The organism is Halomonas sp. B23F22_3, assembly GCF_043496965.1.
In the GTDB taxonomy this organism is placed as follows: domain Bacteria; phylum Pseudomonadota; class Gammaproteobacteria; order Pseudomonadales; family Halomonadaceae; genus Halomonas.
The window spans coordinates 14,363-36,903 of record NZ_JBIEKG010000004.1; the positions used below are offsets into that span (position 1 = coordinate 14,363).

A 22,541-nucleotide genomic window follows, 5' to 3' on the forward strand; every position below is an offset into this window, starting at 1 on the left:
ATTCAGGGGGGCGGCCGCTCGGCCAGGATCTCGAGCATCCGGTCGAGCTCGCCGACCTCATGCTCCCAGGCTTGCTCGGGCATCGGGCCGTTGGCGAGCAGTTCCCCGAGCAGCTGGTGGAGCTCGTCGGCACGGGAAATCGCCTGGCCCATGTTCTCGTTGAGCCGTTCCACCTGGATCGCCAGGCGTAGCGGGTCGTCGCGATGCTGGACGCGACCGCCGGCCAGCAGGGAGAGGTGGGCGCGCAGGCGGGCGAGCTTCTCCTGGGCCTCGGCGGTGGTGCCGGCCCGGCGGGCGGTATTGCGCGCCTCGTGGGCGCGACGCAGTTCGGGCGGCAGGTCGAGGTCGTGGGGCAGGGCTACCTCTTCGGCAGGACCGCCGGCCAGGTGCCGGGCATCGGCCTGCAGGTGCGCCGTGAGCAGCGGGCGAATGGCCTGCCAGCGGTTGGCCTCCTCGGCCAGGGCCAGGCGGTCCAGGCGCTCGCGGCGCGCCCGCACGATGCCGCTCCAGCGGCGACGCATGCCCTCGGTGCGCCGACCGGAAGGCAGGGGCTCCAGCGCCGAAGCCTCGCGGATGGCCTCGTCCAGCATGTCGGTCTCACGGCTCTGCGTGGGGTGCCAGGCATCCATGCGGTCGATCAGCGCCTGCATGGCCTCCAGTCGGGCGCGTTGGCGCTGAGCCTGGTCATCGCGGGCGGCTTCTCGGCTGGCGAAGATCTCGTCGCACAGTCCGCGAAACTCCCGCCACAGGGCCTGCTCCTCCCCCTTCGGTGCTCGCCCCAGGCTGCGCCAGCGACGTTGCAGGGCCTTGGCCTGGTCGGCCCGTTGGCCGGGCGGCAGGTCGCGTGCCAGCAGTTCGCGCGTCTCGTGGATCAGGGCCCGCTTGGCCTCGGCGATCTCCCGCGCGCGCCGATCGATCAGGGCCTGCAGCTCATGGAGGATGCGTCCAAAGCGTCGACCGGTCGGCTCGGCCTGCTCGCGGGGCACCGGGGCGAGGCGGCGCCACTGCTCACGGGCGCGGTCGCGAATCTCGCGCAGCCCGTCGGGATCGGCCTCATGGGCGGGCTGCTCGAGCAGCGTCTCGAGCTGCTCGCACAGCGCCTGGCGGGCCTCCAGATGGCGCTGTCGCTCGGCCTGCTGGCGCTCTCGCCAGGGGGCGAGGCGTTCCTTGATGCGATCGGAGGCGGTGCGGAAGCGGGCGGACAGCTCGCGGTTGGCAGCGGCGTCGCCCAGCGCCTTCCACTCCTTGACCAGCTGGCGATGGCGACGGTCGAGCTCGGCCTCGGTCATCTCGCTCTGCTCGGTCAGCGCCTCGATGGTCTGGCACAGCTGGTCGCGCTTGGGGCCGGCGACGAAGCCCCGCCAGTCGCGAAGCTCGGCCAGCCTCGCCGCCAGGCGCTTGAGCCGTGCCTGGTCCGCGGGCGGCAGGGGCCTGGGCAGCCGCTCGGCCTGCTGGCGCAGGCGCTGGTGGAGTCGGCTGGCGCCCTTGAAGGCGCCGCGCTCCAGCAGGCCTTCCAGCTGGTCCAGCTCCTCGGTGAAGTGGGCGAGCGAGGCGTCCGGCTCGCCACCGCCGTCCTGGGGCTTACGGGTCAGGCGCTCTCGGGCGCGGGCCAGCAGCGGCGTCGGCGCCAGCCGCGCCGGCCAGCCGCAGGCTTCGACCAGGGCGCGCAGGCGGTCATCATCGCCTTCCGCCAGCGCCTGCTCGATGGCGTCGGCGCGTTCGTCCAGGCGCACCCGGGCCTGAACGATCCGCTCGTACTCGGCGAGTGCCTCGTCGTAGCGATGGCGCAGCGCCTCGTCGGCCAGGTGATGGTCGGAGAGCGCCTGCCAGCGGCTGGCCATCAGGCGTTTCTGGGCGCGCAGGCTGGCGATGTCCTGATCGGTAAGCTGCTCGCCCTGATGCAGGCCCTCGAGGCTTTCTTCCAGGGCCTCGACGAGCGACTCCCGGGCCTGGTCGGCATCCTCGCGCCGGCGGTGGTCGGCATGGCGGGCATGTTCCTGGGCCTCGTGGTCGCCGAGGATCTTGCGACAGCGCTGGCAGGCGTCCTGATAGCGGCGCTCCTGGCGCGCATCCGCCAGGTCGCGAAGCTTCGCCCACTCGCGCATCAGGTGGCGCAGGCGGCCGGCATAGAGCGGCTCCCAGGGACCCTGGGCGTGGCGTTCGAGCTTCTCGAGCAGAGCCTCACGCTCGGCGCGCGCCGCCGTCAGGGAGGCGGCATCGGCGCGCAGGCGATTGAGGCGTTCGCGGGCCTGGCGGGCCACCTGGCGATCACGCCGGGCCTCGTGGGCCAGCCGGGCGAGGCCCGCCTCGCTCTCGACCCGTGCGGCGGCGGCATGGCGCACGGCGGCGATGCCGTTGTCGCAGGCCTGACGGACCAGGTCTTCTTCCGCGTCGAGGCGGGCCAGCGCGGCCAGGCGCAGCTGCTGGTTATCGCCCTGCAGGGCCAGCTCGTTGAGCAGCGTGCGATCCTCGAGCCGTTCCACCAGGGCGATGCGCGCCGGCAGGTCGTGATGGCCGCGCCGCCCGGCGAGCAGAGCGACCAGATGCTGCCTGAGCTCGGGCGAGGCGTCCGGCTGTCCGCATAGCGTCAGCAGGCGCTCAGGATCGTCGATCGTTTCCAGGGCGGCCAGGCGCACGCCGGGATCGGGATCCAGGACCAGCCGCTCGAGGGTGCGGCGCTGGTCACCGTTGGACGGATCGAGGCGCGACACCGCCTGGCGACGAACCTCGGGGTCCGGGTGCTTCCAGCGCGGGGAGAACAGGCGGCGAAGGAGTCCTGGCATGGGGCATCCTGACGAGGAGAGCGCTCCCGAACGGGGCGCGAGATGATCGTTGTTATCGGTGAAAACGTGGCAAAACTTGAGTCCACTTTATCTAAGCACGTGACGTGGCGGCAGAAAAGGCTCGACCCTGGCGAGGTGTGGCCGCCTGGAGACACTGACAATGCGCTCCTATGTCCTTATGATCGGTTGCAGGGTTGCGGTCACTCGCTTAGCTTTGAGTGGTACCCCGACCATCACCCGACGTGGAGTTCGGCAATGAGTCTCAATATGGACAGGGACCGTATGGCCTTCACCTTCAAGGGGGGGATGCTGCCGATGACGGTCATGGAACTGACCAGTGCCGACCCCGAGCGCATTCGCGAGCAGCTTGCGGGCAAGCTCAGCCAGTCACCGGCCTTCTTCCAGCACACCCCGGTCGTCCTCAATGTGGAGAAGCTCGATGAGCCGCACCTGGCCCTCGAGCGCATCTGCGCGGTCTGTCGTGCCCACAAGCTGCTGCCGGTGGCGGTGCGCGGCGGCCCGGATCCGGTCAAGCAGTCGGCCTGGGCCCTGGGGCTGGGCTGGTTTCCTCCCCAGGAAGCCTCGCGCCCGCGCGCCCTGGAGAGCGTCGCCGACGCCGCGCCGGCCGACGAGGCCGAGCTCGACGAGCCGGTGGAGGCTCCCCCCGAGCTCGCGCCCGAGGCCCTGCCTGGCGCTGCCGCCAGGGGGCGTATCTACCGCGGCACGGTGCGCTCCGGCCAGCAGGTGACCGCCCCCGAGGGCGACCTGGTGGTGGTCGGTGCGGTCAACGCCGGGGCCGAGGTGCTCGCGGCCGGCAACGTGCACGTCTACGGCGCCCTGCGGGGGCGGGCCCTGGCCGGCATCCATGGTGACGTCAAGGCCGGTATCTTCTGCCGCGAACTGCATGCCGAGCTGCTCTCGGTGGCCGGCAACTACAAGCGCCTCGAGGACATCGACCCGCGCCTGCTGGGCACCACCGTCCAGGTTCAACTGTTCGACGGCCAGCTGAGCATCAAGCCGCTGGACTGATGTCGGCCAAGCGCGAGGCGTCAGGCTCGCGCCCGCGTTTCTTTTCCTCATGACAAGACAGGATGTGACATTTGGCCAAGATCATCGTTGTGACCTCCGGCAAGGGAGGGGTCGGCAAGACGACTAGCGCAGCCGCCATCGCCACCGGGCTGGCGCTGCGTGGCAAGAAGACCGTAGTCATCGACTTCGACGTGGGGCTGCGTAACCTCGACCTGATCATGGGGTGCGAGCGCCGCGTGGTCTATGACCTGGTCAACGTGATCCAGGGCGAGGCGGGGCTCAATCAGGCCCTGATTCGCGACAAACGGGTCGATAACCTGCATATCCTCCCGGCCTCCCAGACCCGCGACAAGGATGCCCTGACCCAGGAGGGCGTCGAGAAGGTGCTCGACACCCTGGGCAAGGATTTCGATTTCATCATCTGCGACTCCCCGGCGGGTATCGAGCGGGGCGCCCAGCTCGCCATGTACTACGCCGACGAGGCGATCGTGGTCACCAACCCCGAGGTCTCCTCGGTGCGCGACTCCGATCGCATCCTGGGCCTGCTCGCATCCAAGACTCGGCGCGCCGAGCGGGGCGACGACGCCATCCGGGAACACCTGCTGATCACCCGCTACAACCCCGGCCGCGTCGACCTGGGGGACATGCTGAACCTGGACGACATCCGCGAGATCCTGGCCATCGACCTGCTGGGCCTGATCCCCGAGTCCGAGGCGGTGCTGCGGGCCTCCAACCAGGGGGTGCCAGTGACCCACGACGACAACAGCGATGCCGGCCAGGCCTATGCCGACACGGTGGCCCGGCTGCTCGGGGAGGAGGTGCCACTGCGCTTCCACGAGTACCAGAAGAAGAGCCTGTTGAGCCGCATGTTTGGAGGAACCCGCCGGTGAAGTTGCTCGATTTCCTCAAGCGAGAGCGCAAGAAGTCCGCGTCGGTCGCCAAGGAGCGGCTGCAGATCATCGTGGCCCATCAGCGCACTCAGCGCGGGCAGCCCGACTACATGCCGCTGCTGGAGAAGGAGCTTTTGGAGGTGATTCGACGCTACGTGCAGATCGATGACGACGCGGTCAACATCACCCTCGACAGCGAGGACAACTGCTCGGTGCTGGAGCTCAACGTGACCCTGCCCAAGGCCTGAGCAGGGGCCTGGCAGATCCTGGGCAGCGCGAAGAGATGGGCCCGAGCCAGGGCGAGTACCCTCCTCGAACCCGGGCCGGCGGCTGAGCCGCCCGGGGCGCTGTGGTAGGCTGGGCCGCTGAATCCATGCCTTCGGAGAGCTCGCCCATGGCGCAGTCGAAAGCCGCCCCGCAGACCTTCCTGTGGCACGACTACGAGACCTTCGGTGCCGACCCGCGCCGCGATCGTCCCTCGCAGTTCGCGGCCATCCGCACCGATGCCGAGTTCAACGAGATCGGCGAGCCGCTCGAGCTCTTCTGCAAGCCCGCCGACGACTTCCTGCCCCATCCACAGGCCTGCCTGATCACCGGCATCACGCCGCAGCAGGCACGTCGCCGGGGGCTGCCGGAGGCCGAGTTCGCCGGCCGCGTCGAGGCGGCCATGAGCGAGCCGGGCACCTGTGCACTGGGCTACAACAGCCTGCGTTTCGACGACGAGGTGAGTCGTCACCTTTTCTATCGCAACCTGCTCGATCCCTATGCCCGGGAGTGGCAGAACGGCAACTCGCGTTGGGACCTGATCGACGTCGTGCGCGCCTTCCACGCCCTGCGCCCCGAGGGTATCGAGTGGCCGACCCGCGATGACGGCGCGCCGAGCTTCAAGCTCGAGGACCTGACCGCCGCCAATGGCATCGCCCATGTGGGCGCCCACGATGCCCTGGCGGACGTCCGCGCCACCATCGCCCTGGCGAAGCTCCTGCGCGAGCGCAACGCCCGGCTGTTCGACTACCTGCTCGGCCTGCGCGGCAAGCGTGCCGTCTCCCGGCAGCTCGACCTGCCCAGCCGCAAGCCGGTGCTGCACATCTCGCGACGCTATCCGGCCAGTCGCGGCTGCAGCGCCCTGGTGATGCCGCTGGCCGAGCATCCCACCAACCCCAACGGGGTGATCGTCTTCGACCTCTCGATGGATCCGACTCCGCTGCTGGAGCTCTCGCCCGAGCAGATCCGCGAGCGGGTCTTCGTCAGCAACGACGACCTCGCGGAAGGCGCCGAGCGCATTCCGCTCAAGGTCATCCATATCAACAAGTGCCCGGTGCTCTTCCCCGCCAGTGCGCTCAAGGACACCTCGGGGCCTCGTAAGGGCGAGTACGGCCAGATCGTCGAGCGCCTGGGACTCGACCTGGCCGCCTGCCGCGAGCACTGGAAGCGACTCGCCGCCCGCCCCGAGGTCGCGGCACGGGTCGCCGAGGTGTTCGCCGCGCCCCATCCCGAGCCGCCCCACGATCCCGACCTGATGCTCTACGCCGGCGGCTTCTTCTCGCCGACGGATCGCCAGCAGATGCAGCGGGTTCGCGAGACCGATCCCTGGGACCTGGTCGGGGCGCGCTTCGCCTTCCAGGATCCGCGTCTCGAGGAGATGCTGTTTCGCTACCGGGCCCGCAGCTATCCCGACACCCTGGAGAGTGAAGAGCAGGCGCGCTGGGAGGCCTTTCGCTGGGAGCGGATGAACGATCCGGCCGTCTCGAGCCTGACCCTCAAGGCCTTCGCCCGGGAGATCGACCGGCTCAACGGCGAGCCGCTCGCCGATCGCGACCGGCAGATCCTCGAGGAGCTGGTGATGCACGTCGAGTCGATGATGCCGCCCCAGGCCTTCGGCTGACGACGCTCGCGCCTGGAGGCCACCAACGACAGCGCCCGGCCATCTGGCCGGGCGCTGTCGTCTGCGGTGCGTGACGCGTCAGTCGGCGTCTTCGGGCAGCGGTGCCAGGTGCCGGCTCAGGGCCAGCACGTCGCTGGGTTCGTCGCCCGGATCGAAGCTGACCCGCGCGACGGCGCTGTCGCTGAGCGCCGGCCAGGCCTGGCGCAGCTCGTCGGCCGTCACCGTCAGGACTCGCTCGGCGAGGCGCCGGTGGCGGTCGAAGTCGGTGTCATCGTTGGCCAGCGCCCGCCACAGGCGATTGGTGCGCCCGGTGAGACTGGTATCGCGCTGCATCAGCGCATCGTGGACCGCCTGCCGATAGGGTGCCAGCGCCTCGTCCTCGAGCGCCTCGAGCCGCGCGGCGAAGTCGCCCAGGAAGGCGTCGATATGTCCCTGGATCGCCTCGCTGTCGGTGTCGGGGGACTGCACCAGCAGGCTGATGCCGGGGGCATCGAGCATGGGGGAGTAGCCGGCATTGACCACATAGCCCAGCTGCTGTTCGGTGCGCAGGCGCTGATAGAACGGGGTCTCCAGCAGCTGGCCGAGCACCGCCATGCGTGCCTGGCTCTGCAGCGAGCGATCCGGCCCCTGCAGATAGCGCAGCACCAGCGAGTCCTCCCGGGTGGTGGTCGGGGTGAGTTCGGGCAGGTCCTCCGCCTGCAGCGGGGTGAGGTCGGGAATGGCCTCGGTAGACAGGGTCGGGGCGAGCGCCTCGGCCACCTGCCGTGCCTCGCGGCTGGCGAGCTCGCGCGTCAGGTTACCTACCGCCATCGCTTCCAGGTGCAGCTCGGCGAGGAAACGCCGGCGGAAGTCGCGCAGATCGGCGGCCTCGAGGTCGCCGATCGCCTGAAGCAGTGACTCGGTGGGCCACTGCGGGCGCACCAGCGCCTCGGACAGGGTGCGGTGAGCCTGGCGGTAGAGCGCATCCTGCGGGGCGTTGCGCCACTCGCGCTGGAGGCGGTAGCGCACCCGCTCGAAGGTCGCCTCGTCGATGGTCGCATCCTCGAGCTGGGCGATGACGCGCTCGATCAGGCGGTCCTGGCGATCCCGCCAGCCGGAGAACGACAGGGTGATGCCGCGGGCGTGGGCATAGGCCTCGAAGCGTTGGCCGGCCAGGCGCGCCGGATAGAGGGTCTCGTTGAGGCTGTCGACGAGCCAGCCGGCGAGCAGCCGGGAGAGTGCCGCCTCGCGGGCCTCGCGGCTGGCGGCGGGGTGCTGGAGGCTGATGCGCCACTCCACCTGGGGAGTGTCGAAGGTGGCGTCCGCCATGTGCCAGAAGTCGAACCCCGCCTCGTCGATGGCCAGACTCGGGGTCTCGTCCTGTTCCTCGAGCAGCGCGAGGTCCGAGGCGATGTAGGGGTTGGGCTCGGGCAGGGCGATGCCGGGCAGTGGCTCGCCCGCGTCGTCCATCGCGACCTCGCGCCAGGGGGTGTCGAACCAGGGCGAGACGGCGTCGCCCTCGACCTCCGGCCCGCTGTAGAGGCGCAGCAGCCGGTCGGGACGCAGGCCGTCGAGCCACTGCTCGATCAGCTCGCGATCGAAGCCATCGTAGCGGTAGGGCGCGACGTTGACGTCCTCCAGCGGATAGCGCGACAGGTTCATGGCCAGCCGCATGGCATCGCCCTGGGGCGCGCCGTGCTGCTGGAAGCGAAACTGTTGATCGGCCAGGCGCGCCTGCTCCTCGTAACGCCACGCCTCGAGGCCGCTCTCGCGGATGCGCTCGATGGCCGCGAACAGGCTCGCCTGGACGCGGGGCAACGCCTCGGCGCCTTCCGGGGTCAGGCTGATGTCCACGGCGAACAGCGCGTGGCGGCCATCGCCGCGGGTCACGCCGGCGGAGAGGCCGTCGGCCCAGCCCGCCTCGCGCAGCGCGGCGAGCAGGCTGCCCTCACCCTCGTGGCCGAGCAGGTGAGCCAGGTAGTCGGCCGGCTTGTGGCGATAGGCGGTCTCGGGGTCGGGCACCGGGAACAGGAAGCTGACCCGCTGGCTATCGCGTACCGACGCGAGGCGCACGGCGCGCGGCAGGCGCTGCGTCTCGACCAGCGGTGCCTCGATGGTCGGCCGGGCGAGGCCACGGTCGGGCACGTCGGCGAAGCGCTCGGTGACCAGGGCCTCGAGGTCGTCGAGGGGCTGGGGCGCGACCACGGCCAGGTGCATGACGTTGGCGTCGTAGTACGCCTCGTAGAAGTCGATCACGCGCTCGCGCAGGCTGGGTTCCCCCGCCGGCCGGTCGGCCAGGGTCTCGCGACTGCCCACCGAGAAGCCGGTGGTGGGGTGGGCGGGGTTGAGCAGCTGGTCGAGCACGTCCTGGGCGCGGCGGCCGTCGTCGCGCAGCCGCGCCTGGTACTCGGAGTGCACCACGTTGCGCTCGCTCTCCAGGCGTTCGGCGTTGAACAGCGGCGATACGAAGAAACGACTGAAACGGTCCAGGGCGCCGGCCAGGGCGTCGGGCTCGATATCGAAGAAGTAGTTGGTGTCGTGAGGCGCGGTGAAGGCGTTGTGGCTGCCGCCGTGGCGGCTCAGGTAGCCCTGGTAGGCGTCGGGCTCGGGATAGGCATCGGTGCCGAGGAACAGCATGTGCTCGAGATAGTGGGCCAGGCCGGCGAGATCCTCGGGATCCTGGGCGCTGCCCACGTCCACGTTCAGCGAGGCGGCGGCCTTGTCGGCCTCCGGGTCGCTGACCAGGAGTACGCTCAGCCCGTTGTCGAGGGTCAGGGCGCGGTAGTCGCGATCGTCGTGGGGGCTGACCTTGGGCGAGACGGTCGCCTGAACGGCGTCGGCACGGGCGGTCAGGCCCGTCAGCAGGGCCGCGGCAACGGCCAGCCAGGCGAGCAGGCGGCCCGGTTGACGGCAAGAGGCAGGCAAGACGTGGGGCATCATCGCTCCTGTGAAACAAGATGGCGCAGCATGGGGCCGATGGGATGGGCGCAGCTCGGCTCCTGGCAGGCGGGGTCGTTGACCTTTCTAGATACCATGAAAGCGCCCAGAAGTTCCGCCGGGGCGGGTTCGAGCAGGGCCTGGGCCTCCTCCGGCGAGGTCTGCGGATCGAGCCAGCGTGCGGCCTGTCCGGGCTCGATCACCGCCGGCAGGCGGTCGGTGATCGGTGCCAGCAGGGCGTTGGTCGGCACCGTGATCAGCGCCATGGAATCGTGGTGCTGGCTGAGGCTGGTGTGAAAGCGACACCAGATCCCGGCGAGCAGCAAGGGACCGCGATCCACGCGGGTGACCAGGAAGGGCTGCTTGAAGCGCGGCTGGGGCTTCCAGGCGTAGACGCCGCTGACCGGCACCAGGCAACGCCGGGCGGCGAAGGCCTCGCGAAACATGGGACGCGTCTGCAGGGCCTCGGCCCGGGCGCAGTGCGGCGCATGATCGAGCACCTTGAGCCAGGGCGGCGTCAGTCCCCAGAAGGCCGTCGTCAGGCGCGGTCGTCCGGCGTCCTGGCGGATCATCGACAGGGGGCGGCGCGGCGCCAGATTGGGACCGGTGATCAGGGCGGCCTCGGCGACCAGGTCGGGCAGCAGGCGCTCGAGGTCGAGCGGGGCGATGTGCAGTCGGCCGGCCATGGGGACTCCGAGTGGATGGAGCGTCAGGGTAACCAAGTCCATCGGTGGAGAAAAGCCGCGAACGCGGCGCGATCCGGCCGGTGGTTTGCATCGCGAAAGGGCTCGGATATGCTATCGAAAACAGTGTTCGATGAGAGTATCCTTGTCGTCCGACGCGCGCTGCGCGCCACCACTCCGTGAGGATCCCGATGGCTCGTCCCAGACAGCATGCCCCCGAGGCGCTCCATGCCCACGTCATGGACGCCTGCGATGCCTGGCTCAGGCAGCATCCGGTCCACACGCTGTCGCTGCGGGCGCTCGCGCGTGAGGTCGGCTGTGCACCGAGCACGCTGCTCAAGCTCTACGGCAGCTTCAGCAACCTGCTGCAGCACGTCAATGTCGAGAGTCTGGCGCGGCTGCGCGAGGTGATCGAGCCGCTGCTCACCGATGCCGAGCCCGAACGGCGTCTCAAGGCCCTGGCGCGGGCCTACTGGCAGTTCGCCCGCCAGGACCCCCATCGCTGGCAGCTGCTCTTCGACTACCCCCTGGCCCAGGAGGGCGAGCTGGATCAGCGTCAGAACGAGATGATCGAGGGGCTGTTCCTGCGCGTGGAGGCGACCCTCAAGGAGTACCAGCCGGCGCTGGATGACCTGGAGGCCTGGCGGCTGAGCCGCACGCTCTGGGGCAGCGTGCACGGCCTGGTCCAGCTGGGCCTCAACGAGCGCCTCGGCCGCTGGCAGGGCGAGCCGCTGGAGGTGGGCGATCTGCTCGACCAGCTGCTCTCGACCATCCTGGCCGGCCTCAGGCGCGCGCCGGACGCGCCGTGATGACCCCCCTGCTGTGGGGGGCGACGGGGCTGGTGATGGCCGCGGGGGGCTGGCGACTGGCCAGCGCCCCGCGGCCCTTGCTGCGGCGTACGCTCACCCTGCTGCTCCACCTGGCCTATCGGCTGCGCTTTCGCGGTCGCGGGGGCATTCCCGCGAGCGGCCCGGCCATCGTCGTCTGCAACCACGTCAGCTTCATGGACGCCCTGGTGGTGGGCGTGGCCAGCCCCAGGCCGCTGCGCTTCCTGATGGACAAGCCGATCTATGATTCGCCCTGGCTCAACTGGCTGTTCCGCCGGGTGGGCGCCATTCCCGTGGACGCCGATCGGCGCGATCCGGGCAGCGTGCGTCAGGCGCTGGCCGAGGTCAGCCGGGCGCTGCGTCAGGGGGAGGTGGTGATGGTGTTTCCCGAGGGGCGCCTGACCCCGGACGGGGAGATCCAGCCCTTTCGCCGCGGCCTCGAGCTGATCCTGGCCCGCGATGCGGTGCCGGTGATCCCCGCGGGCCTGGCCGGCCTCTGGGGTTCCTGGACCTCGCACCAGGGCGGCAAGGCGCTGACCCGGCCGCCGCGGCGTTTTCGCGCCCGGGTGGCGCTCTACTTCGGCGAGGCCATGTCGCCCGGCGAGGCGAGCCGGCAGCGGATCACCGAGCGGGTGTGCGCCCTCAAGGCCGAGGCCGACGCCTGGGCCGAGCCCGTCAGGCGCCGCGACGGGGCGGCACCGGGGCGAAGGAGGCGTTGTTCGGAAGATGAGGCCGACGGAAGGGGCGCTGACCGGTCCGGATGACGGGCCTCAGGCGACCCGCGCGGCGCGACGCACCGGCTGCCAGCAGCGGGCCGCGGTGATCAGGTTGTCGCGCACCTCGAGGATCTCCATGCGCACGTTGCCGATCTGCAGGCAGACCGGCCCGTCGGGGAAGGACTCCAGGTGCTCGAGGATCACGCCGTTGAGGGTCTTGGGCCCGTCCGTCGGCAGCTGCCAGCCCAGCGCCTTGTTGATGTCGCGGATGTTGGCGGTGCCGTCGATCAGGTGGCTGCCGTCGTCCTGCGGGTGAATCTCCTGGTCCAGGCCCGCCACGTCGGTGGTGAACTCGCCGACGATCTCCTCGAGGATGTCCTCCAGGGTCACCAGGCCCTCCACGTCGCCGTACTCGTCCACCACGATCCCGATGCGCCGCTTCTGCTTCTGGAAGTTGAGCAGCTGGGTATGCAGCGGCGTGGACTCGGGGATGAAGTAGGGCTCCCGCGCCTCCTGGACGATGGCCGCCTTGGTCACGTCGCCGCGGGAGAGGAAGCGCGCCGCGTTGCGCAGGTGGAGCATGCCGATGATGTTGTTGATGTCGCCCTTGTAGACCGGCACCCGGGTGTGCTGGCTGGTGCGGATCTGGGCCAGGATCTCCTCCAGGTCGTCGTCCAGGTCGAGGCCCATCACCTCGTGGCGTGGCACCATGATGTCGTTCACGGTGACGTTCTCGAGGTCGAGGATCGACAGCAGCATCGATTGGTGGCGGCGGGGGATCAGCGTGCCGGCCTCGTGCACCACGGTGCGCAGCTCGTCGCGGGTCAGGTGATCGGCGCCGCCGTCGATGCTCTTCACGCCCATCAGGCGCAGCAGGCCGTTGGAGATCGCGTTGACCAGCCACACCAGCGGATAGAGCAGCTTGAGCAGCGGCTCCAGGGCCAGCGAGGCGGGGTAAGCGATGCGCTCGGGCTTGATCGCCGCGTAGGTCTTGGGCGTGACCTCGGCGAAGATCAGGATGGTGATGGTCAACAGCGCCGTGGCGACGGCCGGGCCCGTGACCTCGCCGAAGAAGTGGATGGCGATGATGGTGGCGATGGAGGCCGCCAGGTTGTTGACGAAGTTGTTGCCGATCAGGATCACGCCGATCAGCCGGTCCGGCCGCGACAGCAGGCGCATGACCCGCTGGGCGCGCGTCTCGCCGCTGCTCGCCTGGTGGCTCAGGCGGTAGCGGTTGATCGACATCATCCCGGTCTCGGAACTGGAGAAGAAGGCGGACAGGCAGACGAGCAGGAACAGCAGGCCGAACAGCAGTCCCAGCGGGAAGTCGTCACTCAATGTCGAAGGATCCTCAAAGGCGTATCAGGCTCGAGTTGTAGGGACTCGGCCGGCGGGTGTCAAGGCGGGACGCTCTCAGCCGCGGTCAAGCACGATCTCCAGCACGAACTTGCTGCCGAAGTAGGCCAGCAGCAGCACCAGGCAGCCGCCCAGGGTCCAGCGCACCGCGCGCATGCCGCGCCAGCCCAGCCGGTGGTGGCTGAACAGCAGGGTGGCGAAGATTACCCAGGCGGCCAGCGAGAGGATCGACTTGTGGGCCAGGTGCTGGGCGAACATGTCGTCGACGAACAGGAAGCCGCTGACGATCGACAGGGTCAGCAGGATCATGCCGGCCCAGATCAGCTCGAAGAGGATCCGTTCCATGGTGGTCAACGGGGGTAGCGACTGGACCACGCCACGGATGTGGTGGTGGCGCAGCGCCTGGTTCTGGATGCCCAGCAGCACCGCCTGGACGGCGGCGATTGCCAGCAGCGCGAAGGCCAGGGCGCTGCTCAGGGCGTGCAGGGCGATGCCCGGGGTCATGCCGGTGGCGCGTTCGGGGCTCGGCAGCCCGACTGCCAGCAGCAGACTCAGGCCGGCCAGCGGCAGCAGGCCGGTGGCGATGTTGAGCACCGGCTTGAAGAGGCTGGCCAGCAGCAGCAGCAGCACGGCCAGCGCGCCGACCAGCACCGCGCTGGTGGAGAGGCCGGGCAGGAGGGAGTCGCCTCGGGCCAGCAGCGTGGCGGCCAGGGGCAGGTGGCAGAGCAGGCCGAACAGGGCCAGGGCGCGCACCAGCATGTCGCGCGGCGGTACTCGTCGGGCCAGGGCGAGGCCCTGCCAGGAGGCGGCCCCCACGTAGAAGAGGAAGGCCATGACGGCAAGTGATAGCGGCTGCATCGATCGCTGTCCGTGCGCCTTCGCCAGCGCCTGAGCTTATGAAATGGTGTTGCTACTATACCGAATCCCCGGGGCGGCGCACAGCACGGTGGCGCCCCTCGGCGCAGCGAATGCCGGTCATGCATGGAGACTGCCGGCCAGGGCGCGTATAATTTTCGACCATTGCAGGGAGCCCCGGCCGATGTCGGATCGGTTTCCCCGGCCATCGTGATTGGAGAGGCCCATGTTCCAGAATCTCAGCGAGCGTCTTTCCCAGACGCTCAAGTCCATCAAGGGTCAGGCCCGCCTGACCGAGGACAACGTCAAGGACACGCTGCGCGAGGTGCGCCGAGCCCTGCTCGAGGCGGACGTCGCGCTGCCGGTGGTCAAGGAATTCATCGACCGGGTGCGCGAGCGCGCCGTGGGTCAGGAAGTCTCCCAGAGCCTTTCCCCGGGGCAGCAGTTCGTCAAGATCGTCCAGCAGGAGCTCGAGGCGATCATGGGCGAGGCCAACGAGGGGCTGGCCCTCAAGGGCTCGCCGGCGGTGGTGCTGATGGCCGGCCTGCAGGGCGCGGGCAAGACCACCTCGGTGGCCAAGCTGGCGCGCTACCTGCGCGAGCGGGAGAAGAAGAAGGTGCTGGTGGTCTCTGCCGACGTCTATCGTCCGGCGGCCATCGACCAGCTCGAGACCCTGGCCCGCGAGGTCGAGGTCGACTTCTTCCCGTCGCGCAGCGACCAGCAGCCGGTGGCCATCGCCGAGGCGGCGATCAAGCACGCCAAGATCCAGTTCCACGACGTGGTGCTGGTCGATACCGCCGGTCGCCTGGCCATCGACGAGGCGATGATGGCCGAGATCCAGACGCTGCATAAGGCGGTGGTGCCCGACGAGACGCTGTTCGTCGTCGATGCCATGACCGGCCAGGACGCCGCCAACACGGCCAAGGCCTTCCACGAGGCGCTGCCGCTGACCGGGGTGATCCTCACCAAGGCCGACGGCGACGCCCGCGGCGGTGCGGCGCTCTCGGTGCGCCACGTCACCGGCAAGCCGATCAAGTTCATGGGCGTGGGCGAGAAGGTCGATGCCCTGGAGCCCTTCCACCCGGACCGGGTGGCCTCGCGGATCCTCGGCATGGGCGACGTGCTCTCGCTGATCGAGGAGGCCGAGCGCACCGTCGACAAGAAGAAGGCCGACCAGCTCGCCAAGAAGGTCAAGAAGGGCCAGGGCTTCGATCTCGAGGACTTCCGCGACCAGCTCCAGCAGCTCAAGAAGATGGGCGGCATGGGCGGCCTGATGGGCAAGCTGCCGGGCATGGGGCAGATGGCCGAGATGGCCCAGGGCCCCGGTCCCGAGAAGGAGATGGGCAAGCTCGAGGCGCTGATCAACTCGATGACGCCCCAGGAGCGTCGCAAGCCCGAGATCATCAACGGCTCGCGCAAGCGTCGCATCGCCGCCGGTGCCGGCCTGCAGGTCCCCGATCTCAATCGCCTGCTCAAGCAGCACAAGCAGATGCAGAAGATGATGAAGAAGGCGGGGCAGAAGGGCGGCATGCAGAAGATGATGCGCGGCATGTCCGGCATGATGGGCGGCGGCGGCCCGGGCGGGCCCGGCGGCATGGGTGGTCCCGGCGGGATGCCCTGGCGCTGAGCCGGCGCATGGCGCGGCGTCGAGCGCAAAAAGGTTTCCAAGTCGAGCGGTTTTCCGTAGAATATCGCGTCTTCACAGGCAGGACCGCGATCGACGCGGTCGTCGTCGTGACCGAATGACCCGAAGCCGGGCCGTCGGCCCGCTTCCCGAAGCAGATTGTCGAGGGTCAGCAGGTATCGGCACCTCGGCCGAAACATCCGTAACTTCAACCGAAGGATAATCAACGCATGGTTACCATTCGTCTGGCACGTGGTGGCGCCAAGAAGCGTCCCTTCTACCACCTCACCGTGACCGATTCTCGCAAGTCCCGTGACGGTCGCTTCATCGAGCGCCTGGGTTTCTTCAACCCCGTCGCCCGTGGTCAGGAAGAGCGCCTGCGCGTCGACCTGGAGCGCATCACCCACTGGCAGAGCCAGGGTGCACAGCTCTCCGACCGCGTCGCCGAGCTGGTCAAGGAAGCCCGCAAGCAGGCCTGAGCCTGATGCGTCTGCTGCAACGGACCTGGGGTCGTCGATGAGCGAACATGCGCAAGCGCAGCCAGCCGACGATCACGTGGTGCTGGGCAAGTTGACCAGCCCCTACGGCGTGAAGGGCTGGCTGAAGGTGTATTCGTACACCAGTCCCATGGACGGCATCCTCGACTACGAGGCCTGGGTGCTGCGCCAGGGGAGCCGCCTGACCCGCGCGCGCCTGCTGCAGGGGCGGCGTCAGGGCAAGGGCCTGGTGGCGAGGCTCGAGGGCATCGACAGCCGCGAGGCGGCCGAGGCCCTGGCGGGCGCAGAGATCCTGCTGCCCAAGGCCGAACTGCCCGAGCTCGATACCGATGACTACTACTGGTATCAGCTCGAGGGGCTCGCCGTGGTGACCCGCGAGGGTCTCGCGCTGGGGCGCATCGACCACCTCTTCGAGACCGGCGCCAACGACGTCATGGTCGTGAAGGGCGCGGCCGATGAGCGCATCGAGGCGCGCGAGCGTCTGCTGCCGTTCCTGCCCGGCGAGGTCGTGCTGGAGGTCGATCTCGAGGCCGGCGTGATGACCGTCGACTGGGATCCGGAATTTTGAGTTCCGATTCGATCCCGGCGCCGGCCATGTGGGTCGGCGTGGTGTCGCTGTTTCCCGAGATGTTCGAGGCGATCACTCGTCACGGCGTCACGGGCAGGGCGGTGGAGAAGGGGCGCATCGCGCTCGAGTTCTGGAATCCCCGGGACTACGCCACCGACCGGCATCGCACCGTGGACGACCGCCCCTACGGCGGCGGCCCGGGGATGCTGATGAAGGTCGACACCCTGCGCTCGGCCATTCACGCCTCCCGCGAGCGCGCTGAGGCCGCCACCGGCCAGCGGGCCAGGGTCATCTACCTCTCCCCCCAGGGGCGGCGGCTGGATCAGCAGGGCGTGCAGGAACTGGCCTCGGGCCCACCCCTTGTGGTGGTGGCCGGGCGCTATGAAGGCATCGATGAGCGGGTGGTGGAAGCCGACATCGATGAGGAGTGGTCGATCGGCGACTATGTGCTCAGTGGCGGCGAGCTGCCGGCCATGGTGCTGATCGATGCCGCGGCAAGGCTGGTGCCCGGGGTGCTGGGCCATCAGGATTCCGCGGTCGAGGACTCCTTCAACGACGGGCTGCTGGACTGCCCGCACTACACGCGCCCCGAGGACGTCGACGGGCGGCGAGTGCCGGAGGTCCTGCTCAGCGGCCACCATGGCGCCATCCGGCGCTGGCGGCTGAAGCAGTCACTGGGGCGGACCTGGCTCAGGCGCCCCGACCTGCTGGAAGGCAGGACGTTGAGCGACGAGCAGCGTGTGCTGCTCGAGGAGTTCATCGAGGACTACGCGCTGTCCTCTCGACAGGCCGAGCAGTAGGCCGGTCGAGGGATCAGGGCGGAGGTGCAGGACGCGTCCCAGGACGGCGGACCTGTGTCACCAACAGCATTCCCGCGCTCTCGAGTCGTCTCGGGCGCCGGGATCACGACACGCCGGCGACGAACCGCATCCGGCGCGTCACGAAGTTTATTGAGGAGTTATTGTCATGAGTAGCAAGAACAAGGTGATCCAGGCGCTCGAGACCGAGCAGATGAGCAAGGAAGTCCCGGCCTTCGCCCCCGGCGATACCGTGATCGTCCAGGTCAAGGTCAAGGAAGGCACCCGCGAGCGCCTCCAGGCCTTCGAAGGCGTGGTCATCGGCAAGCGTAACCGCGGCCTGAACTCCGCCTTCACCGTGCGCAAGATCTCCCACGGTGTCGGCGTCGAGCGTACCTTCCAGACCTACAGCCCGCTGGTCGACTCCATCGAGGTCAAGCGTCGTGGTGACGTGCGCCAGGCCAAGCTGTACTACCTCCGCGAGCGCAGCGGCAAGTCCGCCCGCATCAAGGAAAAGCTGGCCTGAGGCGAGAGCCTCTGCCCGCGTGTGGCGTCGGGGCTCTGGCCCCGTCTCCACTGTCGGAACCCCGTCACCGCTGCCGCGGGGCGGGGTTTCGTTCTGATGGGGCGTCTTCGGGAGCCGTATGGGAACCACCACGCAGGCCGCAGCGCTGATCGATGCCTTCCTCGATGGGCTGTGGCTGGAGCAGGGCGCCAGCGACAACACGCTGAGTGCCTACCGCCACGACCTGACCCGCTGGCAGGCCCGCCTGGCAGCGGCCGACGAGCCGCTGCTGTCGCCGGCGAGCGCGACGCTGCCGGCCTGGCTCGACGAGCGGCGCGAGGCGGGGTACAGCCTGCGCAGCAACGCCAGGCTGCTGTCGAGCCTGCGGCGCTTCTACCGCTGGGCCCTGGGCGAGGGGCTGGTCGATCATGACCCGCTGGTCGATGTGCGCCTGCCCCGGGTGCGCCCTTCGCTCCCCGACACCCTGGAGGAGGACGAGGTGGAGCGCCTGCTCGCGGCGCCGGACCTCACCACCGATCTCGGCGTGCGCGACCGGGCCATGCTGGAGGTGCTCTATGGCGCCGGGCTGCGGGTCACCGAGCTGGTGGGGCTGACCACCGATGCGGTCAACCTGCGCCAGGGCGTGGTCAGGGTGCGCGGCAAGGGCGACAAGGACCGCCTGGTGCCGTTGGGCGAGGAGGCCGTGGCCTGGCTCGAGCGCTACCTGCGCGCGGCCCGCGGCGCGCTGATGGCCGATATCACCCGACCGGCCCTGTTTCCCGGCCGCGACGACCGTTGCCTGACCCGCCAGGCCTTCTGGTACCGGATCAAGGCCCATGCGCGGGTCGCCGGTATCGACCGGCCGCTGTCGCCCCACACCCTGCGTCACGCCTTCGCCACCCATCTGTTGAATCATGGCGCCAATCTGCGTGTCGTACAGCTGCTGCTGGGTCACAGCGATCTCTCGACCACGCAGATCTATACCCATGTGGCGCAGGTGCGACTCGAAGACCTGCATGCCAACCATCATCCTCGAGGCTGAACCATGAGATTATCGACCCTTACCATCGGCTCTGGCCTGCTGGCCGCCTCCCTGGCCCTGCTGCCCGTCGCCCAGGCCGATCCGGCCCGGCAGCTGGCCGAGACCCTGTCGGTCAACGGCCAGTCCATGCCGGTGGAGCGCGTGCGCGAGACGCCGCTGGAGGGCTTCTATGAGGTGACGCTGGAGAGCGGCGAGACCTTCTACAGCAACGCCGAGGGCAGCCACTTCCTGGTCGGCGACCTCTACGAGAATGCCGAGCACGGCCTGGTCAACCTGACCGAGCAGGGGCGCAATGCCGAGCGCAGCGCGCGGCTCGCCGCGGTGCCGGAGAGCGAGCGGGTGATCTACCGCGGCACCGGCCAGAGTCGCGCCGAGCTGGTGGTCTTCACCGACACCACCTGCCCCTACTGCCGTCAGCTCCACGAGGAGGTGCCGCGGCTCAACGAGATGGGCATCGAGGTGCACTACCTGGCCTTTCCGCGCAGCGGGCTGGGCTCGCCGGGCGGGCGGGAGCTGCAGCAGGTGTGGTGCGCCGACAACCCGACCGAGGCGATGTCGGCGGCCAAGCGCGAAGAAGCGCTGAGCGGTGCCGCGGACTGCGACAATCCGGTCGAGGAGCAGTATCATCTGGGCATGCAGCTCGGCGTGCAGGGCACGCCGGCAATTGTGCTGCCCGACGGCCGCCTGGTGCCCGGCTATGTGCCGGCGGAGCGTCTGGCCGCCATGCTCGGCCTGAGTGAATGATGGCCGAGTGATGACCGACGCCGACGAGCGTCGGCACGAGGGGCCCGGCTGGGCCCCCTTCACGCTGAGACACACGCCAGAACAAGGGGAAAGACATTGAAACCGGTGAGAGTGGGAATCTGTGGCCTGGGGACCGTCGGTGGCGGAACCTTCAACGTGCTGACACGCAACGCCGACGACATCGCGCGGCGGGCGGGGCGCCCGATCGTCATCGAGCAGGTCGCCTTCCGAAGCCTCAATCCCGAGTGTGACACCACCGGCATTCGCACCACCTCCGACGTCTTCGAGGTGGCCACCAATCCCGAGGTCGATGTGCTGGTCGAGCTGATCGGCGGTTACGATGTGGCCCGCGAACTGGTGCTGACCGCCATCGAGCACGGCAAGCATGTGGTCACCGCCAACAAGGCGCTGATCGCCGTGCACGGCAACGAGATCTTCAAGGCCGCCCACGAGAAGGGCGTGATCGTCGCCTTCGAGGCCGCCGTGGCCGGCGGCATCCCGGTGATCAAGTCGCTGCGCGAGGGCCTCGGCGCCAACCGTATCGAGTGGGTCGCCGGCATCATCAACGGCACCGGCAACTACATCCTCACCCATATGCGCGACGAGGGCCGCGCCTTCGAGGACGTGCTGGCCGAGGCCCAGGCGCTGGGCTATGCCGAGTCCGATCCGACCTTCGACGTCGAGGGTATCGACGCCGCGCACAAGCTGACCATCCTCGCCTCCATCGCCTACGGTGTGCCGCTGCAGTTCGACAAGGCCTACACCGAGGGCATCTCGCGGATCACCGCCGAGGACGTGGAGCAGGCCGACAACCTGGGCTACATCATCAAGCACCTGGGGATCTCCAAGCGCACCGAGTCTGGGCTCGAGCTGCGCGTGCACCCGACCCTGATCCCCAAGGAGCGGCTGCTGGCCAATGTGCACGGCGTCAAGAACGCCATCGCCGTGATGGGCGACGCCGTGGGGCCGACCCTCTACTACGGCGCCGGTGCCGGTGCGGAGCCCACCGCCTCCGCGGTGGTCGCCGACCTGCTGGACGTGGCCCGCGATATCTCCACCGATCACCACTATCGCGTGCCCTACTTGGCCTTCAGCGGCATCGACGAGGACGTCAGCCAGCTGCCGATCATGCCCATGGAGGACATCACCACCGCCTACTACCTGCGGCTCTTGGCGGTGGATCGCCCCGGCGTGCTGGCCCGGGTGGCGACCATCCTCTCCGAGCAGGGCATCTCCATCGAGGCGCTGATCCAGAAGGAGGCCACCGAGGGCGAGCTGGTGCCGATCATCCTGCTGACCCACCGCACCCGCGAGAAGCAGATGAACGAGGCCATCCGCCTGATCGAATCGCTGGCCGACGTCGCCGGCCCGCTGATGCGGATCCGCGTCGAGTCGCTGGACGAGCAGGAGTAAGGCATGCGCTACATCAGCACCCGCGGGCAGGCGCCCGCGCTCTCCTTCGAGGAAGTCGTGCTCACCGGCATGGCCAGCGACGGCGGGCTCTACGTCCCCGAGACGATCCCCGCCCTCGGCCATGAGGAGCTGGCCGCCATGGCCGGGCTCTCCTACGCCGAGATCGCCTTCCGGGTCATGCAGCCCTACGTCAACGGAGAGATCGACGACGATACCTTCCGCGGCATCGTCGAGGAGGCCTACGCCACCTTCAGCCACGACGCCGTGGTGCCGCTCAACCAGCTCGATGCCAACCACTTCCTGCTCGAGCTGTTCCACGGCCCGACGCTGGCCTTCAAGGACGTGGCGCTGCAGCTGCTCGGCCGCATCCTCGATCACTTCCTGAAGAAGCGCGGCGAGCGGGCGGTGATCATGGGCGCCACCTCCGGCGACACCGGTTCCGCCGCCATCGAGGGCTGCCGCCACTGCGACAACCTCGACATCTTCATCCTGCATCCCCACAACCGGGTCTCGGAGGTGCAGCGCCGCCAGATGACCTCGGTGCTGGCCGACAACGTCTTCAACGTCGCCATCGAGGGCAACTTCGACGACGCCCAGGCGATGGTCAAGGCGAGCTTCGCCGACCAGGGCTTCCTCGAGGGCACCCGGCTGGTGGCGGTGAACTCCATCAACTGGGCGCGCATCATGGCCCAGGTCGTCTACTACGTGGCCTCCGCCGTGGCGCTGGGCGCCCCGCATCGGGCGGTGAGCTTCTGCGTGCCCTCGGCCAACTTCGGCAACGTCTTCGCCGGCTACATCGCCAAGCGCATGGGGCTGCCGGTTGAGCAGTTCATCATCGCCACCAACGCCAACGACATCCTGCACCGCACGCTGTGCGACAACGACTTCTCCAAGCAGGCGCTCAAGGCGACCCTGGCGCCCTCCATGGACATCGTGGTGTCGTCCAACTTCGAGCGGCTGCTGTTCGAGGCCTACGGCCGCGACGGCGAGGCGGTGCGGGCCCTGCTCGAGCGCTTCCAGAGTGAGCCCACGGCGCTGGCCGAGGCGCCGCTGGCCACGCTTCGCGAGAGCTTCGCCAGCCACAGCGTCGACGACGCTACCATCCTCGAGGTGATCCGCGAGGCGCACCATCGCACCCAGGAGATCCTCGACCCGCACACCGCCACCGGCTACCGGGCGGCCGAGCGGGCGCGCGCCGATGCGACGACCCCGATGATCACCCTGGCCACGGCCCATCCGGCCAAGTTCGCCGAGGCGGTGGTCAAGGCCGGCTTCCCGGGCGTGCCGCTGCCGCCGCACATGGATGACCTGCTGGAGCGCGAGGAGCGCTACACCGTGCTGCCGGCGGAGCTCTCCGCCGTGCAGGCGTTCGTGGCCGAGAACCGCCGCTAAAGCGAGCAGCTGAAAGTAA

The 22,541-nt window shown here is 69.2% G+C and carries 20 protein-coding genes; 15 read left to right on the top strand and 5 right to left on the bottom strand.

Annotation, left to right across the window (positions count from 1 at the left end; all coding sequences use genetic code 11):
* Positions 1-2: 2 nt before the first annotated feature.
* The gene (locus ACGTNG_RS09275) at positions 3-2,783 is read right to left on the bottom strand and encodes a DUF349 domain-containing protein (RefSeq protein ID WP_394576744.1); all 2,781 of its coding nucleotides are present in this window, start codon (positions 2,781-2,783) and stop codon (positions 3-5) included.
* A gap of 255 nt (positions 2,784-3,038) precedes the next feature.
* On the opposite strand from ACGTNG_RS09275, the gene minC reads away from it, so the two are divergent.
* From minC to sbcB, 4 genes are all read left to right on the top strand, one after another.
* Entirely contained in the window at positions 3,039-3,812 is a 774-nt protein-coding gene (minC, locus tag ACGTNG_RS09280; protein WP_394576745.1) for a septum site-determining protein MinC, read from the top strand.
* A 71-nt stretch (positions 3,813-3,883) separates the two neighbouring features.
* The gene (minD, locus tag ACGTNG_RS09285; protein ID WP_394576746.1) at positions 3,884-4,702 is read left to right on the top strand and encodes a septum site-determining protein MinD; all 819 of its coding nucleotides are present in this window, start codon (positions 3,884-3,886) and stop codon (positions 4,700-4,702) included.
* The gene (gene minE / locus ACGTNG_RS09290; protein WP_071944062.1) at positions 4,699-4,950 is read left to right on the top strand and encodes a cell division topological specificity factor MinE; all 252 of its coding nucleotides are present in this window, start codon (positions 4,699-4,701) and stop codon (positions 4,948-4,950) included. Before minD ends, minE begins: the two co-directional genes overlap by 4 nt.
* Before the next feature lie 146 nt (positions 4,951-5,096).
* Complete coding sequence (gene sbcB, locus ACGTNG_RS09295; protein ID WP_394576747.1) at positions 5,097-6,587, top strand: exodeoxyribonuclease I; 1,491 nt, start codon at positions 5,097-5,099, stop codon at positions 6,585-6,587.
* A 78-nt stretch (positions 6,588-6,665) separates the two neighbouring features.
* On the opposite strand, the gene ACGTNG_RS09300 is transcribed toward sbcB, so the two are convergent.
* Together ACGTNG_RS09300 and ACGTNG_RS09305 are read right to left on the bottom strand one after the other, a co-directional pair.
* Positions 6,666-9,503: an insulinase family protein gene (locus ACGTNG_RS09300; RefSeq protein ID WP_394576748.1), complete on the bottom strand. Its 2,838-nt coding sequence runs from the start codon at positions 9,501-9,503 to the stop codon at positions 6,666-6,668.
* Positions 9,503-10,189, bottom strand: a complete 687-nt coding sequence (locus ACGTNG_RS09305; RefSeq protein WP_394576749.1) for an SOS response-associated peptidase — start codon at positions 10,187-10,189, stop codon at positions 9,503-9,505. The genes ACGTNG_RS09300 and ACGTNG_RS09305 overlap by 1 nt, the downstream gene beginning before the upstream one ends.
* Before the next feature lie 188 nt (positions 10,190-10,377).
* Between ACGTNG_RS09305 and ACGTNG_RS09310 the strand changes: the two genes are divergently transcribed.
* Together ACGTNG_RS09310 and ACGTNG_RS09315 are read left to right on the top strand one after the other, a co-directional pair.
* The gene (locus ACGTNG_RS09310; protein WP_394576750.1) at positions 10,378-10,995 is read left to right on the top strand and encodes a TetR/AcrR family transcriptional regulator; all 618 of its coding nucleotides are present in this window, start codon (positions 10,378-10,380) and stop codon (positions 10,993-10,995) included.
* Entirely contained in the window at positions 10,995-11,777 is a 783-nt protein-coding gene (locus ACGTNG_RS09315; protein ID WP_394576751.1) for a 1-acyl-sn-glycerol-3-phosphate acyltransferase, read from the top strand. The genes ACGTNG_RS09310 and ACGTNG_RS09315 overlap by 1 nt, the downstream gene beginning before the upstream one ends.
* 6 nt (positions 11,778-11,783) lie before the next feature.
* Here ACGTNG_RS09315 and ACGTNG_RS09320 read toward each other — a convergent pair whose 3' ends face one another.
* Both ACGTNG_RS09320 and ACGTNG_RS09325 read right to left on the bottom strand, forming a co-directional pair.
* The gene (locus ACGTNG_RS09320; RefSeq protein ID WP_394576752.1) at positions 11,784-13,067 is read right to left on the bottom strand and encodes an HlyC/CorC family transporter; all 1,284 of its coding nucleotides are present in this window, start codon (positions 13,065-13,067) and stop codon (positions 11,784-11,786) included.
* Between the two features lie 75 nt (positions 13,068-13,142).
* Positions 13,143-13,943, bottom strand: coding sequence for a cytochrome C assembly family protein (locus ACGTNG_RS09325; RefSeq protein WP_394576753.1), 801 nt, complete (start codon positions 13,941-13,943; stop codon positions 13,143-13,145).
* Positions 13,944-14,166: 223 nt separating this feature from the next.
* Here ACGTNG_RS09325 and ffh point away from each other — a divergent pair, with 223 nt between their 5' ends.
* The 9 genes from ffh (at position 14,167) to thrC (ending at position 22,522) form a co-directional block, all read left to right on the top strand.
* The gene (gene ffh, locus ACGTNG_RS09330; RefSeq protein WP_394576754.1) at positions 14,167-15,567 is read left to right on the top strand and encodes a signal recognition particle protein; all 1,401 of its coding nucleotides are present in this window, start codon (positions 14,167-14,169) and stop codon (positions 15,565-15,567) included.
* Positions 15,568-15,794: 227 nt separating this feature from the next.
* Positions 15,795-16,043 (top strand): 30S ribosomal protein S16, encoded by a 249-nt coding sequence (gene rpsP, locus ACGTNG_RS09335; protein ID WP_071944078.1) that lies wholly within the window; start codon positions 15,795-15,797, stop codon positions 16,041-16,043.
* Between the two features lie 37 nt (positions 16,044-16,080).
* Positions 16,081-16,629 carry a ribosome maturation factor RimM gene (gene rimM / locus ACGTNG_RS09340; RefSeq protein WP_394576755.1) on the top strand — a complete coding sequence of 183 codons (549 nt, stop codon included), beginning with the start codon at positions 16,081-16,083 and terminating at the stop codon, positions 16,627-16,629.
* A gap of 26 nt (positions 16,630-16,655) precedes the next feature.
* A complete protein-coding gene (gene trmD, locus ACGTNG_RS09345) occupies positions 16,656-17,429 on the top strand; it encodes a tRNA (guanosine(37)-N1)-methyltransferase TrmD (RefSeq protein ID WP_394577253.1) in 774 nt (257 codons plus the stop codon).
* Between the two features lie 166 nt (positions 17,430-17,595).
* Positions 17,596-17,952, top strand: coding sequence for a 50S ribosomal protein L19 (rplS, locus tag ACGTNG_RS09350; protein ID WP_108447385.1), 357 nt, complete (start codon positions 17,596-17,598; stop codon positions 17,950-17,952).
* A gap of 118 nt (positions 17,953-18,070) precedes the next feature.
* A complete protein-coding gene (gene xerD, locus ACGTNG_RS09355; RefSeq protein ID WP_394576756.1) occupies positions 18,071-18,973 on the top strand; it encodes a site-specific tyrosine recombinase XerD in 903 nt (300 codons plus the stop codon).
* 3 nt (positions 18,974-18,976) lie between these two features.
* Complete coding sequence (locus ACGTNG_RS09360; RefSeq protein WP_394576757.1) at positions 18,977-19,717, top strand: DsbC family protein; 741 nt, start codon at positions 18,977-18,979, stop codon at positions 19,715-19,717.
* A gap of 96 nt (positions 19,718-19,813) precedes the next feature.
* Positions 19,814-21,130 carry a homoserine dehydrogenase gene (locus tag ACGTNG_RS09365; protein WP_394576758.1) on the top strand — a complete coding sequence of 439 codons (1,317 nt, stop codon included), beginning with the start codon at positions 19,814-19,816 and terminating at the stop codon, positions 21,128-21,130.
* Positions 21,131-21,133: 3 nt separating this feature from the next.
* Positions 21,134-22,522 (top strand): threonine synthase, encoded by a 1,389-nt coding sequence (thrC, locus tag ACGTNG_RS09370; RefSeq protein WP_394576759.1) that lies wholly within the window; start codon positions 21,134-21,136, stop codon positions 22,520-22,522.
* The last annotated feature ends 19 nt before the right edge of the window (positions 22,523-22,541 follow it).

What these genes read in the sequence shown, in the direction of transcription:
- ACGTNG_RS09275 (WP_394576744.1), bottom strand. Translation starts at nt 2,783, where the DNA reads ATGCCAGGACTCCTTCGCCGCCTGTTCTCCCCGCGCTGGAAGCACCCG.
- minC (WP_394576745.1), top strand. Translation starts at nt 3,039, where the DNA reads ATGAGTCTCAATATGGACAGGGACCGTATGGCCTTCACCTTCAAGGGG.
- sbcB (WP_394576747.1), top strand. Translation starts at nt 5,097, where the DNA reads ATGGCGCAGTCGAAAGCCGCCCCGCAGACCTTCCTGTGGCACGACTAC.
- ACGTNG_RS09300 (WP_394576748.1), bottom strand. Translation starts at nt 9,503, where the DNA reads ATGCCCCACGTCTTGCCTGCCTCTTGCCGTCAACCGGGCCGCCTGCTC.
- ACGTNG_RS09305 (WP_394576749.1), bottom strand. Translation starts at nt 10,189, where the DNA reads ATGGCCGGCCGACTGCACATCGCCCCGCTCGACCTCGAGCGCCTGCTG.
- ACGTNG_RS09310 (WP_394576750.1), top strand. Translation starts at nt 10,378, where the DNA reads ATGGCTCGTCCCAGACAGCATGCCCCCGAGGCGCTCCATGCCCACGTC.
- ACGTNG_RS09315 (WP_394576751.1), top strand. Translation starts at nt 10,995, where the DNA reads ATGACCCCCCTGCTGTGGGGGGCGACGGGGCTGGTGATGGCCGCGGGG.
- ACGTNG_RS09325 (WP_394576753.1), bottom strand. Translation starts at nt 13,943, where the DNA reads ATGCAGCCGCTATCACTTGCCGTCATGGCCTTCCTCTTCTACGTGGGG.
- ffh (WP_394576754.1), top strand. Translation starts at nt 14,167, where the DNA reads ATGTTCCAGAATCTCAGCGAGCGTCTTTCCCAGACGCTCAAGTCCATC.
- rpsP (WP_071944078.1), top strand. Translation starts at nt 15,795, where the DNA reads ATGGTTACCATTCGTCTGGCACGTGGTGGCGCCAAGAAGCGTCCCTTC.
- rimM (WP_394576755.1), top strand. Translation starts at nt 16,081, where the DNA reads ATGAGCGAACATGCGCAAGCGCAGCCAGCCGACGATCACGTGGTGCTG.
- trmD (WP_394577253.1), top strand. Translation starts at nt 16,656, where the DNA reads ATGTGGGTCGGCGTGGTGTCGCTGTTTCCCGAGATGTTCGAGGCGATC.
- rplS (WP_108447385.1), top strand. Translation starts at nt 17,596, where the DNA reads ATGAGTAGCAAGAACAAGGTGATCCAGGCGCTCGAGACCGAGCAGATG.
- xerD (WP_394576756.1), top strand. Translation starts at nt 18,071, where the DNA reads ATGGGAACCACCACGCAGGCCGCAGCGCTGATCGATGCCTTCCTCGAT.
- ACGTNG_RS09360 (WP_394576757.1), top strand. Translation starts at nt 18,977, where the DNA reads ATGAGATTATCGACCCTTACCATCGGCTCTGGCCTGCTGGCCGCCTCC.
- thrC (WP_394576759.1), top strand. Translation starts at nt 21,134, where the DNA reads ATGCGCTACATCAGCACCCGCGGGCAGGCGCCCGCGCTCTCCTTCGAG.